The organism is Sphingobium cloacae (assembly GCF_002355855.1).
GTDB lineage: Bacteria > Pseudomonadota > Alphaproteobacteria > Sphingomonadales > Sphingomonadaceae > Sphingobium > Sphingobium cloacae.
This window is the reverse complement of the sequence record NZ_AP017655.1, coordinates 2,320,647-2,335,309: the sequence shown is the minus strand read 5'-3', so window position 1 is coordinate 2,335,309 and position 14,663 is coordinate 2,320,647. Positions and strand designations below refer to the sequence as shown.

The following is a 14,663-nucleotide window of genomic DNA, read 5'->3' as shown; positions in this document are numbered from 1 at the left end:
TCAGCCTTGTTGAGATGCCTGTCAAACGGCGTTCAAAAGGGACCCCCGATCGGCGTCGAAGAGGGACCCCCTTTTTCGGATATGATGTTGGTTTGTTGAAGATGGCCTTGCGCTGCGTGCGGCGGAGGGCGGGCGTAGCCCGACCGGAGGCGCGCGCAGCGCAAGATAGATTTTTGAAGGCGCCGAAGGTAGCGGTCAGCTGCGGTTTTTGAAGCGCCAGCTGTCGTTGCCCGTCTCGATGATATCGCAGTGGTGGGTGACGCGGTCGAGCAGCGCCGTAGTCATCTTGGGATCCCCGAAGACGGTAGGCCACTCGCCGAAGGCAAGGTTGGTGGTGATGATGACGCTGGTGCGCTCATAAAGCTTGCTGATGAGGTGGAACAGCAACTGCCCTCCCGAGCGTGCGAACGGCAGATATCCAAGCTCGTCGAGCACGATCAGATCGAGCCGCGACAGCTGCGCCGCCAGGGTCCCGCCTTTGCCGATCCGGGTCTCCTCTTCGAGGCGTGTCACCAGATCGACGGTGTTGAAGTAGCGGGCGCGAGCGCCCCTTCGCAGTCTCGGCAGACTGTAGTCTGTTGCGCCTGTGCGCCCCTGCGAAGCCCTGCAAGCGTGGGGGACCGCTATCGGATGCCCACGGGTAACAACAAGGACGCAGCCGCGCTCAACGGGCTTCACAGGGTTTGTCAGGCCGCCATTGCCGCCGGATCGTCATTTTGCATCGGCAACGCGGTGCGCCCCTTGAACAGCGGCTTCCTGCCTTCGCCTTGCGAGAAGCGTTCAAGTTTGATGGTATGGATATTCTGATTATCGACCAATATGGCCGCAACCGGGCACTCATCCTCCCAGATGAGCGCGACCATGCAATTGCCCACGACCGGACCCTTGTAACCATATTTGTCATCAGGCCCGTACAGGGGCGACATGTTATACTGGTGTAGCCTGCCGGTCTTTATCCCATCCCGGCTTGTCTGACGGAGTTCACTGCCGCCAGCAGCGTCGAGCCATGTCATCCATTCCGCGTCCGATACCCCGGCCAGCTTCGCTTCGGCGCTATCGGCGGTTGCAAAGTTCAGACTGAATTTCCGGTCCCCATATTCGAACATGGCGCTGGGTGCTTTGGCCGGATCGTTATGGAAATAGCTGATGGCGATTTCCGGGCGGCGCGTCCTGCGAGGCAGGGCGACGACCGGGGCGGGCATTTCCCGCGCCATTCCCTCATCTGTCTCATGATTCTCCCTGATCGTCCTGGCTGGAGAGAAGCCAGCCGCCGCAGGCTCATGGGCTATCATGGCATGTCCTGACAGCGCCGCAGGCCCATGGCGGTCATTGGCGATATCATGAGCATCTGGCGAGCCTGCGAGCCTCATGTCGTCCTGCGGACAAATCATGGCGCTCTCATGATTTATTTCATTTGATTTGATTTCATTGCGCCACCAGAACTCCAGCAATTGCGCGGATTTCGAGCCCAGAAAGGACGAAAGCTGGACGAAATCGGGACGAATATGGGATGCAATCAGGACGAAATGGCGCTGCAATGCGTCAAGCAATTCGTCCTTTTCGTCCTCAGGGCGCAATGCGGACGAAAGAGGCTGTGCGGTTGGTAGAGCGATCAACTGATCCTTGCCATGCCTGCGCGCATACCTGATTTGTTTGGCGGCCATTCTGATTTCTCCATCATACGCAAAGTCTGTGTGCCGGGTGCGGCGTCTGATATTTTCGAGGAAGGTCTTTTTCAGGCCATCGGGCAATGCCTGCCCGTTCATCAATGTGCGTGTGACATTGTTGAGGACATTGATGGTCTGACGGTCAGGGATGGGCGCGTTGAGAAGGCCAATGCTCTTAGCGACCTCATCGCGCAGATCGAGCCAGCGGGGCGTGTAGGATTTCTTCGTCATTATGTTCTGTTCTCCGAAAATGGAAATGGACCTGCCCGGCGGGGTGCAGTCGCCAGACAGGTCCAGATTTTCAGGAAAACAGGAACGATGGCTGGCCGCTTGAACAGCGAATGCACCCACCGTTCAGAATATTTAGCGCGGGGCGTTGTCCCGCTGCATCATCACACGATATGCGCTCCCGTCTCGCCATGTCATTATTCTTGCAGCCGGAAATCTTTAACCGCTAAACTTTTCCGGCCAGCCGGTAGGCAATTGGCAACCTCTGTTCGGCCATCAGACGCGTCGGACAATAAGGGGTGCAGCATGGCCGGAAAAGACTGGGTTCAACTGATGGCAGGCCTGCGGTCCACCCTGATCAACAAGGCGGCGGCGCGTTCGCGACAGGAAGCCGAGAATTTTCCCGAAATCGTGGAGCAACGACGCGCCAAGATTCTGGCCGAGATCGGCGCAGCGGAGAAGCTGGCGTTCGACCCAGCCATGAGCGACGATGCGTTCTGGAGCCGCACCTGCACCAAGCCCTTCTACGCGCATCGCCCGGTGGATCGTATCCGCCAGCACGAGGCAGAGATGCAGGCGCGTCTTGGCAATTATCGGGATTTTCTGGGTACTGATTGGGAGCCGGACACCGGCAGGCAGTTCCGGGCTTTCCTCGATGAGGTCATGTCGGAACGCGACTATCTTGAAAAAGTGGTGAAAGCAGCGCGCACTCTCGCGCAGACCAAGGTTGCTCGCGAGCGCACATTCATGGAATGGTTGCTTGCTGGGGCCGATCCCCTGTCATGGGAAGGGCGGCGGAAAATATACGCGAAGCTCGCCAGCCATCTTGGCTATGGTGCCGTCACGACCTTCCATCTGATGATGGAACTGGGCTTCGCGGTGGTGAAGCCCGATCAGGTTCTCAACCGGCTTGTCGCGCGCATGGGCATCATGACGGAATATGAGGTGCGGAACGAACGGACAGGTACGCGCAGATGGCATCCCGTCGAATCCAACATGACGACCGCAATGGCGCGGCAACTGGGCCAGAACGATCATTTCAACTGGTCCCTGCAAAGGCGCATGGCCGAGATTTCCAAGGCTACCGGCATTTCCATGCGGGCCTTGGACATCGTCATCGTGAAGATGGGTCAGGTCGATGACGAGGCCAATGGCTATGCGCGAACCATCTGCGGTGAGACACCGCTGTGTAGCTTGTGCGAGGCCAAGGCGTTTTGCGATCTGGGCAGAACGGGGACAACGAAGCAAGGAAAGCGGCGTCATGTGCCAGCGATATAATTGCTAGGCAGATGCTCCACCATTATCATTTGTCCTAGGGGATCAGATTTCGGAATAGAGCGTTAGCGTGATGCTCATTTATTTTTCCTGTGCTAATCCAATGGTCAATCAGTGTGCTATCAAAGGCTTTTTCCGAAAGCTGAATTTGCCGAATTACTTCTTTAAAAACATCCTGACACCAAGCATCTGATTTTTCTAAATTGGCTAATACATCCGGATCTAATTTATCCTTATACCTTTCCCGATATAGCTTGACGGCTAATTGAAGCTGGCCATTTGCATTGTTTGTTTTCGAATAAAGATGCCAATTTTGAGATTTGACAAATCCCTCCAATTTTTTCTTCTCAGATCCTTGGTAAAAGGCATATAGCAATCCGACTACGCCAATAATAAATCCGCCAACCGCCAGAAAGGAGTTTAAATCGAACAGGCCCATTATCACTATCCCGTTAGGTTGCGTTGACGTTCGTCCGCTTTATCTTGGCACTGCTCGGGGCGCCAGTCCGCTCCCACTCTCGCGTTAGCTTCCTATATGTCCGCGCAGCACTGGGCATAATGCATCCCATTGCTAATGACGGTAGGAAGCAGGAGGGTGAGGACATCCTGCGTCCCATCCGCAGCCATAAAAACGGCGGTGAACTGCAAGGCGGCATCGGCCACGTCGCTGTCCATGAACCAGCCCGTCGCATCGCATTCATGGGTGCCAAAGGTCCGGCAAACCCGCTCGACATCGGCCACGGCCAGCCAACGCGGTTCCGCAAAGCCGTTGCGGCGCTTGGTGGACAGGAAATCCGTCATGATATTGGGCGCATCGTCGCGGACAAGCTGAAGCCCGCCATGGCTCAGACGCATCGCCAGTCGGCGGGGCGATTGCCGTAGAATCTTGCGCTGCGCGTTCTGCCGTTTGGTGTCCGCCCGCCATTGGTCGATGAATGCAAGGACATCGCCCGTCCGCGCCTGATCCAATGTGAACGCATCTTCCCCTATCGCAATAGGTGCACCGACGCGAAACCCTTTGTCTGATGGCAAAGACGACAAGGCTATGGTTTTCGTCAGGGGGCTAGCCGCGACAAGCGCATAACCGGCTGTTCCCGCCAAGATGTCCCAATCCTCGAACTGGGCAAAGCTGCTCTGGAAATCCTGCGCGCCGCTCATATCAAGCGCAAGGATATGATTGACCGGTAACATGGGCAGATGGCCTTCCAGCACAAACCCTGCCCACATATAGCTGTAGGTGGTCGCGACAGCCTGAACGCAGCAAATGGAGCGCCCACGCTCCATGCGATTGACGATCCGGATATGAACGTCGCTCAGCCCTCTGATGTCGATCAGGCTCAGGATCAGGTTGATGGCCCGGTGCAATCTGCCCAAGGGACGCTGCGCCGACATGTCCAGCGCCGTCGCCGTGCCCGGTTCCAGTTTCAGGAGCAGCGGGTCGATCCTGCTGTCCTCCGTATCCAGCACACGCAGGATGGACGCATTGTTGTTGCCGTCGATTTCCACCAGCACGGTCGCAAAACCCTTGTGCGTGGTTGCCACCGGCAACGACACGGGCGTGGACCGGGGGCCACCGCTCAGAAGTGATTTCGCATGAGCCAGCCGGGATAGTCTGGCCTTGGCGTTGATCTGCCGCGCCGTGCCGCCGGTCAGTTCGGTGGCTTCTTCCAGCCGCCCCTTGATCCCGTTGCCCGCGATCAGCCATCGCCCGAAATCCTTGACGGGAACATTCGTCCTGTGGGCATGATGCAGCACCTGGGCATATTGCGATTTCAACGGTGCCGACAGACCACTGAACGTCAGGCCGAGCAGAGCGATATAGGGATTGGCCTGCGCTGGCCTGTTCCACTTCCCGCCGCGATGGATGATAAACTGCTGCGTTAATGGATTGCCATCCTCATCCATCGCAGCCCGGATCGTCTCGCCGAAGGAATAGAGATCGGTGAGCGTCGCATAGAGCTTGGCGATGGTGCCCTTCTCATGCTGCTCATAATCTTGCGCTTTATGGCGGATCGTCTCGAAGGCGCTTTGCATCTGTTCAAGCTGGCCTTCGAGGGAATTCTTCGTCAGGGAAAGCGGCATGATGTCCTCGGATGATGGTCCGGGAATCTTTAGCGGCTAAAATCTTTTCAAAGAGTTGCGTGTTGCTCGCTCATCATTTTTCAATAATGGCGCAGGCATGGCGGGTGATCCAAGGAGACCCTCCCCATGCTGACCAAAGCCGGACTATCGGCCGCAAACCGCGCTATCTACCTTCCCGCGATCAGCGCCACCTATGCTGACTTCGCCAAAAACGGGCGATTCAAGCGCCAGATTGCCAGCTTGGTGCCGGATGATCTGGACTTTCTCCGGTCGGGCAATCCTTATTTCTGCTATCCCTTCGGCCTCTACAGCGCGGGTCAGGTGATCCGAACCGAAGCGATGAAGCCCAAAGCCTGCATGGTCGCGCAACGGGATCGCGCCGAAACCATCATCTTGGGTGATAGCGGCGGCTTTCAGGTGTCGCGCGGGACCATCGAATTCGAGAAGGATATAACTGCCCGCCGGATGCTGAAATGGATGGAGGGCGTTGCGGACTGGTCGATGGTTCTGGACTTTCCAACCGGGGGTATTGCAGCGGGGTTTATGAAAGAGCATGTCGCGCGCCTGATCGGGGAGGGGCATGATCTACAGGCCATGTGCAAGGCCAACGGCCAGTCGCTCGATTTCAACGCCTGCCTGCTCCAGACCCGGATCAACAATGACCAGTTCGTGGCCGAACGCACCCATGGCGCGACCGGGCTGCTCAATGTGCTTCAGGGCCGAAACGAGGCCGAGAGCAAGACCTGGTACGAGGCGGTCAAACATTATCCCTTCGAGGGCATCGCCTTCGCGGGCGCGCATCAGAACCATTTCAGCCTATTGCTCCGGCGTCTTGTCGATCTTCACAGGGATGGCCTGCTTCATCAATGTGACTGGGTTCATGTGTTGGGTGTCTCTACCCTCGAAATCGGCTGTCTGCTGACCAAGGTGCAGCGATGTGTTCGGGAGCATTGGGGCTATGAGCATTTCCAGATCAGCTTCGACAGCGCCAGCCCGTTCATCAACGCCGCCAAGAACGGCATGATCGTCGGCCATATGTTCGATGAATATGGCTGGACGTTCCGAACCACCAATGTCTCGACCGTCCCGGCAGCGGACCTGCCGAAGACCGTCAACGCCTTCTGTCATGCGAAAATGGCGCGTAAGGCGCGGTCCCTGAGCCGCGAGCGCATTGCCGCGCTTCGGCCGCTCGGCAATGCCCTGACCATGGCGGACATCTGCCCCGGCAGCAGCGGCACGTCGGACCTCGACGGGGACAGTTCTCCGCTGCTGATGCACCATAATGTGCAGGCCTTTGTCGAAGCCCATCACCGCGCCCATGAAGGTTTCTTCGGCAATGAGAGCTGGCGCATCCCTCAGGATGCCAAGATCATTTCCGAAATGATCGACATCCTGTTCAGGGGTGAGCTGATCCCCAACGCTGATGGTGGTATCGACCGTGTGCCGCTGACTGATCCTGTCAGGCATATCGACCAGTGCGAAATCTGGCTGGACCGGCTTGCTGGTCAACGCAGCAGGACAGCAGCACGAGAACCTGATGAATTGCGCTATGCGGCCTAGCACGATGCTAGCACAGGGTTTCAAGATGCTTTGAAATTCAATATGTCATGGCATATAGATATCAACTGAAAATCGCAGTGTCGGCGGTTCGACTCCGTCCCCGGCACCATTTCCAACTAACCTCTCATATCGGCCTTCCCGTTCCGCTCCGCTGGCCCGTCGCGCGCAACAGCGCATAGCCTGTCAGCGCGGAGAGGGCCGAACCGCCCAATACGCCGATCTTCACCTCATCCATCAGCCGGGGATCGGGAAAGGCCAGTCCGCCGATGAACAGGCTCATGGTGAAGCCGATGCCGCACAGCACGCATACCCCATGGATCTGCGCCCAGTTCGCGCCGGCCGGCTGGCTCGCCAGACCGGAGCGGACGCATAGCCAGAGGGCGGAAAAGACGCCCGCCTGCTTGCCCAGAAACAGTCCGGCCGCGATGCCGAGCGGCAGGGGCGCCACCATGTCGCCCAAGCCAAGGCCTGCGAAAGAAACGCCCGCATTGGCGAAACCGAACAGGGGTATGATGCCATAAGCGACCCAGGGGTGCAGTCCGTGCTCCAGCCGGTGAAGCGGAGAATCCAGGGCATCCGGCGCGCCCGGCGTGACGCGGATGGGGATGAGGGCCGCGGCCAGCACGCCCGCGATGGTGGAATGCACGCCCGACAGCAGCACCGCCAGCCATAGCAGGAAGGCCAGCGCCAGATAGGGCCAGAGCCGCTTCACGCCCGCCCGGCTCAGGATGACCATGATCCCCATTACGATTCCCGCCGCCAGCAATGCCGGCCCGCTGATCCCGCCGCTATAGGCGAGTGCGATGATAGCCACGGCGCCCATGTCGTCGACGATGGCGACGGTGGTCAGGAACAGCTTGAGCGACGCCGGAACGCGCGGGCCGAGCAGGGCCATGACGCCGATGGCGAAGGCGATGTCGGTCGCGGCCGGGATCGCCCATCCCTTCGCCAGGCCCGGCGTCGATCCGGCAAACAGAAGAAAGACCAGCGCGGGCACGGCCATGCCGCTGGCCGCCGCGATCGCGGGTAGCGCCCGGTCTGTCCAGCTTGCCAGATGGCCATCGACAAACTCCCGCTTGATCTCCAGCCCGACGAGCAGGAAGAAAAGCGCCATCAGCCCGTCATTGATCCAGTGCAGCACCGACATCGGGCCGACCTGCACATGCAGGCCATGGAAATAGCCGTCGGCCAGCGGGCTGTTGGCGACGATCATCGCCAAAGCCGCCGCGGCCATCAGGAGGATGCCGCCCGCGGCTTCGCTCCGCAGAAAATCCCTCAGCGCCGAAGGGCGGGGCGCGATCATCGCCGATCCTGCAAGGTCGGGACCGAGGCGGGCCGCGCAACCGGCATGGTCGCTGTGGGCATGGGAAACGGGCGTCCGGGCATGGCGTCACGCCTAACGCGCCCGCGCCCGGAGGGAAAGGGATGGATGGGCGCGCCATGCCTGCGCCGGTCCGGCACGAGGGCCGCCGCCGCGCCTACCGCCCCAGCAGCTTCCCCACCAGAGCGGCCGCCGCCGCCGTCACATCGTTCCACGTCACGTCGAACCCCGTCGCATCGCCGAAATAGGGATCGGTCACATTGGTCCCCTCGCGCCCCGGCACGAGGTCCATCAGCAGTCCCAGATGGGCCCTCCCGTTCGCCGGGCGGATGCGCCGCAGGTCGCGCAGATTGGCGCCATCCAGCGCGAAGATATGGCCGAAGCGATGGAAATCCTCCGCCTGCACCTGCCGCCCGCGATAAGCGCTGATGTCAATCCCGTGGCGCAGCGCCACCGCCTGCGCGCGCGGATCGGGCGGAGAGCCGACATGCCAGTCGCCCGTGCCCGCCGAATCCGCGATCGCCGCCAGCCGCGCCCGCTCCGCCTGTTCGCGGAACGCCGCCTCCGCCAGGGGCGAGCGGCAGATATTGCCCAGGCACACGAAAAGGACGGCCGGTTCGCTCATCCTTCCGCCGCCGCCGTCGAAAGCCCCAGTTGCGGCACGCCGATGGAGCGCCGCCCGCCGAAATCCGTCCGCGCCACGATCACCCCCTGCCGTTCCATATAGTCGATCAGCCGCCGCACCCGCCCCGGCGAGCTGGTGCCATAGGCGCGCGCCAGTTCCGCATCGCCCGGGCAGGGCAGGCCGTGCATCGCCGCCCGCGCGATCAGCAGGAAGGGCGCGAGCATATCCTCCGGCAGGGGCTCGGCCGCCCGCAGCGCATCGTCCCAGCGCGGATCGGCAGCATCGGCCATCCCCGCCTGCGCCATGGCGAAGCGCTTGCGGAAGGCGGGCAGGTCGATGGGCGCGCGTTTCAGCCCCTTCATCCGGCAGCGCACGGTGAAATCCTGATAGAGCGTCGCAACGCTGGGCTGCGCTTCGCCCAGGTCGGCGACGATCTCCTCCAGCACCTCGACGATCACGCCGTCGGATTCGCCCATGTCGAACTCCGGCTCGACCGGCTTGGCCGAAGGCGCGGCGGCGAGCGCGCGCATCACTTCCTCGGCGGGAAGCGGCGCGGGTTCGGGCCGGGGCGGTGGCGCGGGCAGAGGGCTCTCTTCCTCCCCCTGCGCGAACAGCAGTTCCTGCAAATCCTCCGTCGCCGCGACGGGTGGCGGCATCAGCTTGTGCGTGCCGCCCCGCGTGCTGGTCTTGACCGATCCGATCTTCACCGCGACCGGACGGCGGCAGATCGCCGGACCCAGCGCCAGGAACCGCCCGCGCTCCAGATCGCGGATCTGTTCCGCCTGCCGCCGTTCCATCCCCAGAAGGTCGGCCGCCCGCGCCATGTCGATGTCGAGGAACGTGCGCCCCATCAGGAAGTTCGACGCCTCGGCCGCCACATTCTTGGCGAGCTTCGCCAGGCGCTGCGTCGCGATCACCCCGGCCAGGCCGCGCTTGCGCCCCCGGCACATCAGGTTCGTCATGGCGGCCAGCGACAGCCGCCGCGCCTCGTCCGACACGTCGCCCGCCGCCACCGGCGCGAACATCTGCGCCTCGTCCACCACCACCAGGGCGGGATACCAATGGTCGCGCGGCGCATCGAACAGGGTCGACAGGAAAGTGGCGGCGCATTTCATCTGCGCTTCCAGTTCCAGCGATTCGAGGCTCAGCACCACGGAGGCGCGATGTTCGCGAATCCGCGCCGCCATCTTCACGATCTCGCGTTCGTTATAATCGCCCGCGTCGATCACCACATGGCCATATTCGTCGGCCAGCGTCACGAAGTCGCCCTCCGGATCGATCACCACCTGCTGCACCAAGGCGGCGCTTTCCTCCAGCAGGCGGCGCAGGAGGTGCGACTTGCCCGACCCCGAATTGCCCTGGACGAGCAGGCGGGTGGCGAGCAACTCCTCCACATCGACCAGCACGGGGTTGCCGTTGCTGTCGCTTCCTATGCTGATACTGGCGGTCACGCATGTCCTTTGGCCCAGCCGGCGCCTCCCGCGCAAGCCCTGCCGCGAACCGCAGCTTCCGCTTGACCCGCTATTTGGTGCGGTGCAGCATCCACCCATGGCGACTCTTGCACCTCCGGCGATCACGCAGAACCCCGACATCCGCTATCTCGGCCGCCTGCTGGGCGACGTGATCCGGGCCTATGGCGGGGATCATCTCTACCGCCAGACCGAATATATCCGTTCCGCCTCGGTCGACCGGGCGCGGGGCATCCAGGGGGCGGATGTCACCGACACCGGCCTCGATGCGCTGAGCCTCGACGACACGCTCAGCTTCGTGCGCGGTTTCATGCTCTTCTCGATGCTCGCCAATCTGGCCGAAGACCGGCAGGGCGTCGCGGCGGAGCCGGGCGCGGACGTCGCCTCGGCGCTCGACCGGCTGGAGAAGGAAGGCGTCGGCCGCGACGCCGTGCTCAGGCTGCTGGAAGAGGCGCTGGTCGTACCCGTGCTCACCGCCCACCCGACCGAGGTGCGGCGCAAGAGCATGATCGACCATCGCAACCGCATCGCCGACCTCATGCGCCTGCGCGACGCGGGCCGGACCGAAACGGACGATGGCGAGAATCTGGAGGAAGCGATCTTCCGCCAGATCGCGCTGCTCTGGCAGACGCGGCCGCTGCGCCGGGAAAAGCTGTTCGTCGCGGACGAGATCGAGAATGTCCTCACCACTCTGCGCGACATCTTCCTGCCCGTGCTGCCCGCCCTTTATGCCCGGTGGGAACGTGTGCTGGAATCCCGCCCGCCCAGCTTCCTGCGCGTGGGCTCATGGATCGGCGGCGACCGCGACGGCAATCCCTTTGTCCAGGCGCCGCAGTTGCGCTTCGCCCTGTCGCGCGCCTGCCAGTCGGCGCTGGGCTATTATCTCGAAGCGCTGCATGCGCTGGGCGCGGAGCTTTCGCTCTCGACCGAACTCGCGCATGTGCCCCAGCCGGTGCTGGACCTCGCCGAAGCCAGCGGCGATACTGCGCCCAGCCGTCGGGATGAGCCTTATCGCCGCGCCATTTCCGGCATCTATGCCCGTCTCGCCGCCACTTATGGCGCGCGCGCGGGCCAGGCGCCGCCGCGTCCCTCCGCGCTCCGGGGCGAAGCCTATGACAGCCCCGCCGATTTCCGCCGCGACCTCGTCACCGTGGCGCAGGGCCTGGCGAGCGAAGGGGACGGCGCGCTGGCGACCGGCGGGGCGCTCGGCCGCCTGATCCGCGCGGTGGAGACGTTCGGCTTCCACCTCGCCACGCTCGACATGCGGCAGAATAGCGACGTGCACCAGCGCGTCGTCGCCGAACTGCTGAAGGTGGCGGGGGTCGAGCAGGACTATGCCGCGCTCGACGAAGACGCCCGCATCGCCCTGCTCCGCCGCGAACTGGCGAGCAACCGGCCGCTGGGCACGCGCTTTTCGGACTATTCGGAGGAAACCGTGTCCGAACTCGCCATCGTGGAAGCGGCGGCCGAAGCGCACCGCGCCTACGGCCCGCCATGCATCGCCCATTATATCATCTCCAAGGCGGAGAGCGTTTCCGATCTCCTCGAAGTCGACATTCTCCTGAAGGAAGCGGGCCTCTGGCGCGCGGGCGTGGACGGCGCTCCGCCGCAGGCCGCGATCATGGCGGTGCCGCTGTTCGAAACCATCGCCGACCTCGAAGCCGCGCCCCGGATCATGTCCGCCTATTTCGGCCTGCCGGAGATTTCCGGCGTGGTGCGGGCGCGGGGGCATCAGGAAGTGATGATCGGCTATTCCGACAGCAACAAGGACGGCGGCTACATCACCTCCACCTGGAGCCTCTACAAGGCGAGCAAGGCGCTGGAGCCGGTCTTCGCCGAGGCAGGCGCGGCGATGCAGCTTTTCCACGGGCGCGGCGGCGCGGTGGGCCGGGCGGCGGATCGTCCTTCGCGGCGATCCAGGCCCAGCCCAAGGGGACGGTGCAGGGCCGCATCCGCATCACCGAACAGGGCGAGGTGATCGCCGCCAAATATGGCACGCGCGATGTCGCCATGGCCAATCTGGAGGCGATGACCAGCGCCACCCTGCTCGCCAGCCTGGAGCCGGAGGGCCTGTCCCGCCGCGACGCCGCGCGCTTTTCCGCCGCGATGGACGAACTGTCGCAAAGGGCCTTCGCCGCCTATCGCGACCTGGTCTACGAAACGGAAGGGTTCCGGGACTTTTTCCGCCAGTTGACGCCCATTCAGGAAATTTCCGGCCTCAAGATCGGCTCCCGTCCCGCCAGCCGCACGAAGAGCGCCCGGATCGAGGACCTGCGGGCGATCCCCTGGGTATTCAGCTGGTCGCAGGCGCGGGTGATGCTGCCCGGCTGGTATGGTGTCGGCCATGCGATCGCGGCGTTCGGGGACAAGGCGCTGCTCGCCGACATGGCGCGGGGCTGGTCCTTCCTCTCCTCCGCGCTCGACAATCTGGAGATGGTGCTGGCCAAGTCCGATCTCGGCATCGCCGCGCGCTACCTGCCGCTGGTGGAGGATCAGGCCCGCGCCGCCGATATCTTCGCGCGCATCCGCGATGGCTGGGCGATGACGCATGACGGCCTGCTCGCCGCCACCGGCCAGTCGCGCCTGCTGGAAAAGAACCCCAAGCTGGACGAATCCATCCGTCTGCGTCTGCCCTATATCGAACCGCTCAATCTGCTTCAGGTGGAATTGCTCAAGCGCCACCGCGCGGGCGAGGACGATCCGCGCATCAAGGAAGGGATCGAGCTGTCGATCAACGCCATCGCCACGGCGCTGCGGAACAGCGGGTAGATATGACTCCGCCTTTTTCTCGCTGCAAACGAAGAGGACGAACCAGCCCGCAGTCCATTGGCTGATCCGTCCTCGACTCCTCCGGGGAGGAAGGGATTGGGCGGGCGCAAGGGAATGCCCGCCCCAATCCTATGCTGTCCGGGCCGTCAGAATTTCGCGACCACGCCCGCCATCGGGCGGATGGAGCGGAAATTGCCCAGCGTGTCGGCCTGGAAACGCAGGCGGATCGGGCTGCTCGCGGCGGAGCTGCCGAGATCGGCCGCCGACAGTTCCACGCCCGCGCCATAGCTGGTGCCGTGGAAATCGGGGCTGTCGGGGCCCAGCGCGTCGAAATTGACCCAGCGATAGCCGACCTTGCCGAAGATCAGGCTGTCCTTGCCGGCCTTCACGCCCGCGCGGCCCGCCACGCCATATTCCCAGTCCACGTCGCCGCTGATGCCCTTCGACACCGTGCCTTCGACGCCCAGCACCAGCGGGCCCGCGACATTATAGTTCACGCCCGCCACGCCCTCGGCGATCCGGCCCTTGTAGCCGACGGGCGGAATGCCTTCCTTGCCGGTTTCGCTGTCATAATTGTCCACGCCGCCCATCACGCCGACATAGGGTTCGATCCGGCGGTTGGAACCTGCATCGTCCTGCGCCATGGCAGCGGCGGGAAGGAAGGACGCAGCGGCAGCCGCCGCGAAAAGCAGTTTGTTCATGGGTGACCCTTTTTTGTTGTTGATGATGAAAATGGCGACCGGGGTGTGGACCCCCGGCATGTCCCTGCGCTCGAACTCGAAGCGGCCGGGAACATGGAAAGAAAATCCTTCCGGCGCCCTGAAAGTTTCCTGAACCGACGCGAAATACCATCGATCCGGCCGAATTGCGGCACAAATACAACGGTTTCTGTCATTGGGATGAACGAAAGGCGGCTTGTCTGAACCTCCGCTAAACGACGCCTTCATCTCCCGGCCATTCACAACCAATTCAACCGCCGCGCGTTAGGGAGGACAATCTATCTTGAAGGAGAAAGGCGATGGCCCTGTTCAAACGGTCCTTGCTGGCGGTGATCGGACTGGCGGGCGCGCTGGCGGTGGGGGGCTGCGCCTATGACGACGGCTATTATGGCGGCGTCAGCGTCGGCAGCGGCTATTATGGCGGCGGCGGCTGGTATGACAATTATTATCCGGGCTACGGCTATGGCTGGAACGACGGCTATTATTATCCCGGCAGCGGCTATTATGTGTACGACCGCGGCGGCAGGCGCCATCGCTGGAACGAGAGCCAGCGCCGCTATTGGGAAAACCGCCGGGCCGAGCATCGCGGCGACCGCTGGCGCGGACGGGATCGCGACCGCTGGCGCGACCAGGACGGCAATCGCTGGCAGGGACGCGACCGGGATCGCTGGAGGGATCGCGATCGCGATGGCCCGCGCGGCGGCAACTGGTCGCGTCCGCAGCGGCCTTCGCCGCCGGACGGCAATGCGGCCCGGCCCCCGCGTCCGCCTCGTCCGGACGGCAATCGGGGATGGGGCGGTTGGCGCGGCGGACGGGATGGCGTAACGTCTCCGCGCCCCCAGGCCCGCCCGGAAGCGCGTCCGCCCCGTCCCGACGGCGGCCCGCGTCAGCCGCGCATGGGCCGGCGGCAGAATCCGAACTGAATGATGGTAAAGGAAGACAGGCAGG

11 protein-coding genes and 2 pseudogenes are annotated in these 14,663 nt (G+C 62.9%); 5 read left to right on the top strand and 8 right to left on the bottom strand.

Features of this window, described 5'->3' with window-relative positions; genetic code table 11:
- Window positions 1-195 precede the first annotated feature (195 nt).
- A pseudogene (locus tag SCLO_RS11670) lies at window positions 196-558 on the bottom strand (ATP-binding protein); the annotation flags it as partial.
- Window positions 559-686: 128 nt separating this feature from the next.
- Window positions 687-1,898 (bottom strand): hypothetical protein, encoded by a 1,212-nt coding sequence (locus tag SCLO_RS11665; RefSeq protein WP_066516914.1) that lies wholly within the window; start codon window positions 1,896-1,898, stop codon window positions 687-689.
- Between the two features lie 303 nt (window positions 1,899-2,201).
- Between SCLO_RS11665 and SCLO_RS11660 the strand changes: the two genes are divergently transcribed.
- On the top strand, window positions 2,202-3,173 hold the full coding sequence (locus SCLO_RS11660) for a hypothetical protein (RefSeq protein WP_066516913.1): 972 nt from the start codon (window positions 2,202-2,204) through the stop codon (window positions 3,171-3,173).
- Between the two features lie 34 nt (window positions 3,174-3,207).
- On the opposite strand, the gene SCLO_RS22915 is transcribed toward SCLO_RS11660, so the two are convergent.
- Together SCLO_RS22915 and SCLO_RS11655 are read right to left on the bottom strand one after the other, a co-directional pair.
- Entirely contained in the window at window positions 3,208-3,609 is a 402-nt protein-coding gene (locus tag SCLO_RS22915; protein ID WP_123905485.1) for a hypothetical protein, read from the bottom strand.
- Window positions 3,610-3,701: 92 nt separating this feature from the next.
- Window positions 3,702-5,252 (bottom strand): hypothetical protein, encoded by a 1,551-nt coding sequence (locus SCLO_RS11655; RefSeq protein ID WP_066516912.1) that lies wholly within the window; start codon window positions 5,250-5,252, stop codon window positions 3,702-3,704.
- A gap of 126 nt (window positions 5,253-5,378) precedes the next feature.
- Here SCLO_RS11655 and SCLO_RS11650 point away from each other — a divergent pair, with 126 nt between their 5' ends.
- Window positions 5,379-6,812 (top strand): hypothetical protein, encoded by a 1,434-nt coding sequence (locus SCLO_RS11650; RefSeq protein ID WP_066516910.1) that lies wholly within the window; start codon window positions 5,379-5,381, stop codon window positions 6,810-6,812.
- A 124-nt stretch (window positions 6,813-6,936) separates the two neighbouring features.
- Here SCLO_RS11650 and nhaA read toward each other — a convergent pair whose 3' ends face one another.
- From nhaA to SCLO_RS11635, 3 genes are all read right to left on the bottom strand, one after another.
- Window positions 6,937-8,115 carry a Na+/H+ antiporter NhaA gene (nhaA, locus tag SCLO_RS11645; protein WP_066516909.1) on the bottom strand — a complete coding sequence of 393 codons (1,179 nt, stop codon included), beginning with the start codon at window positions 8,113-8,115 and terminating at the stop codon, window positions 6,937-6,939.
- Between the two features lie 175 nt (window positions 8,116-8,290).
- A complete protein-coding gene (locus tag SCLO_RS11640) occupies window positions 8,291-8,758 on the bottom strand; it encodes a low molecular weight protein-tyrosine-phosphatase (RefSeq protein ID WP_066516908.1) in 468 nt (155 codons plus the stop codon).
- Window positions 8,755-10,209 carry an ATP-binding protein gene (locus tag SCLO_RS11635; protein WP_066516907.1) on the bottom strand — a complete coding sequence of 485 codons (1,455 nt, stop codon included), beginning with the start codon at window positions 10,207-10,209 and terminating at the stop codon, window positions 8,755-8,757. The genes SCLO_RS11640 and SCLO_RS11635 overlap by 4 nt, the downstream gene beginning before the upstream one ends.
- Before the next feature lie 97 nt (window positions 10,210-10,306).
- Between SCLO_RS11635 and ppc the strand changes: the two are divergent.
- Window positions 10,307-12,996: pseudogene (ppc, locus tag SCLO_RS11630) on the top strand (phosphoenolpyruvate carboxylase).
- A gap of 146 nt (window positions 12,997-13,142) precedes the next feature.
- On the opposite strand, the gene SCLO_RS11625 reads toward ppc, so the two are convergent.
- On the bottom strand, window positions 13,143-13,697 hold the full coding sequence (locus tag SCLO_RS11625) for an outer membrane protein (protein WP_066516926.1): 555 nt from the start codon (window positions 13,695-13,697) through the stop codon (window positions 13,143-13,145).
- Between SCLO_RS11625 and SCLO_RS24205 the strand changes: the two genes are divergently transcribed.
- Together SCLO_RS24205 and SCLO_RS11620 are read left to right on the top strand one after the other, a co-directional pair.
- Entirely contained in the window at window positions 13,696-13,830 is a 135-nt protein-coding gene (locus SCLO_RS24205; RefSeq protein ID WP_255210234.1) for a hypothetical protein, read from the top strand. The genes SCLO_RS11625 and SCLO_RS24205 overlap by 2 nt on opposite strands.
- A 184-nt stretch (window positions 13,831-14,014) precedes the next feature.
- Complete coding sequence (locus SCLO_RS11620; RefSeq protein ID WP_066516906.1) at window positions 14,015-14,638, top strand: hypothetical protein; 624 nt, start codon at window positions 14,015-14,017, stop codon at window positions 14,636-14,638.
- Window positions 14,639-14,663 lie beyond the last annotated feature (25 nt).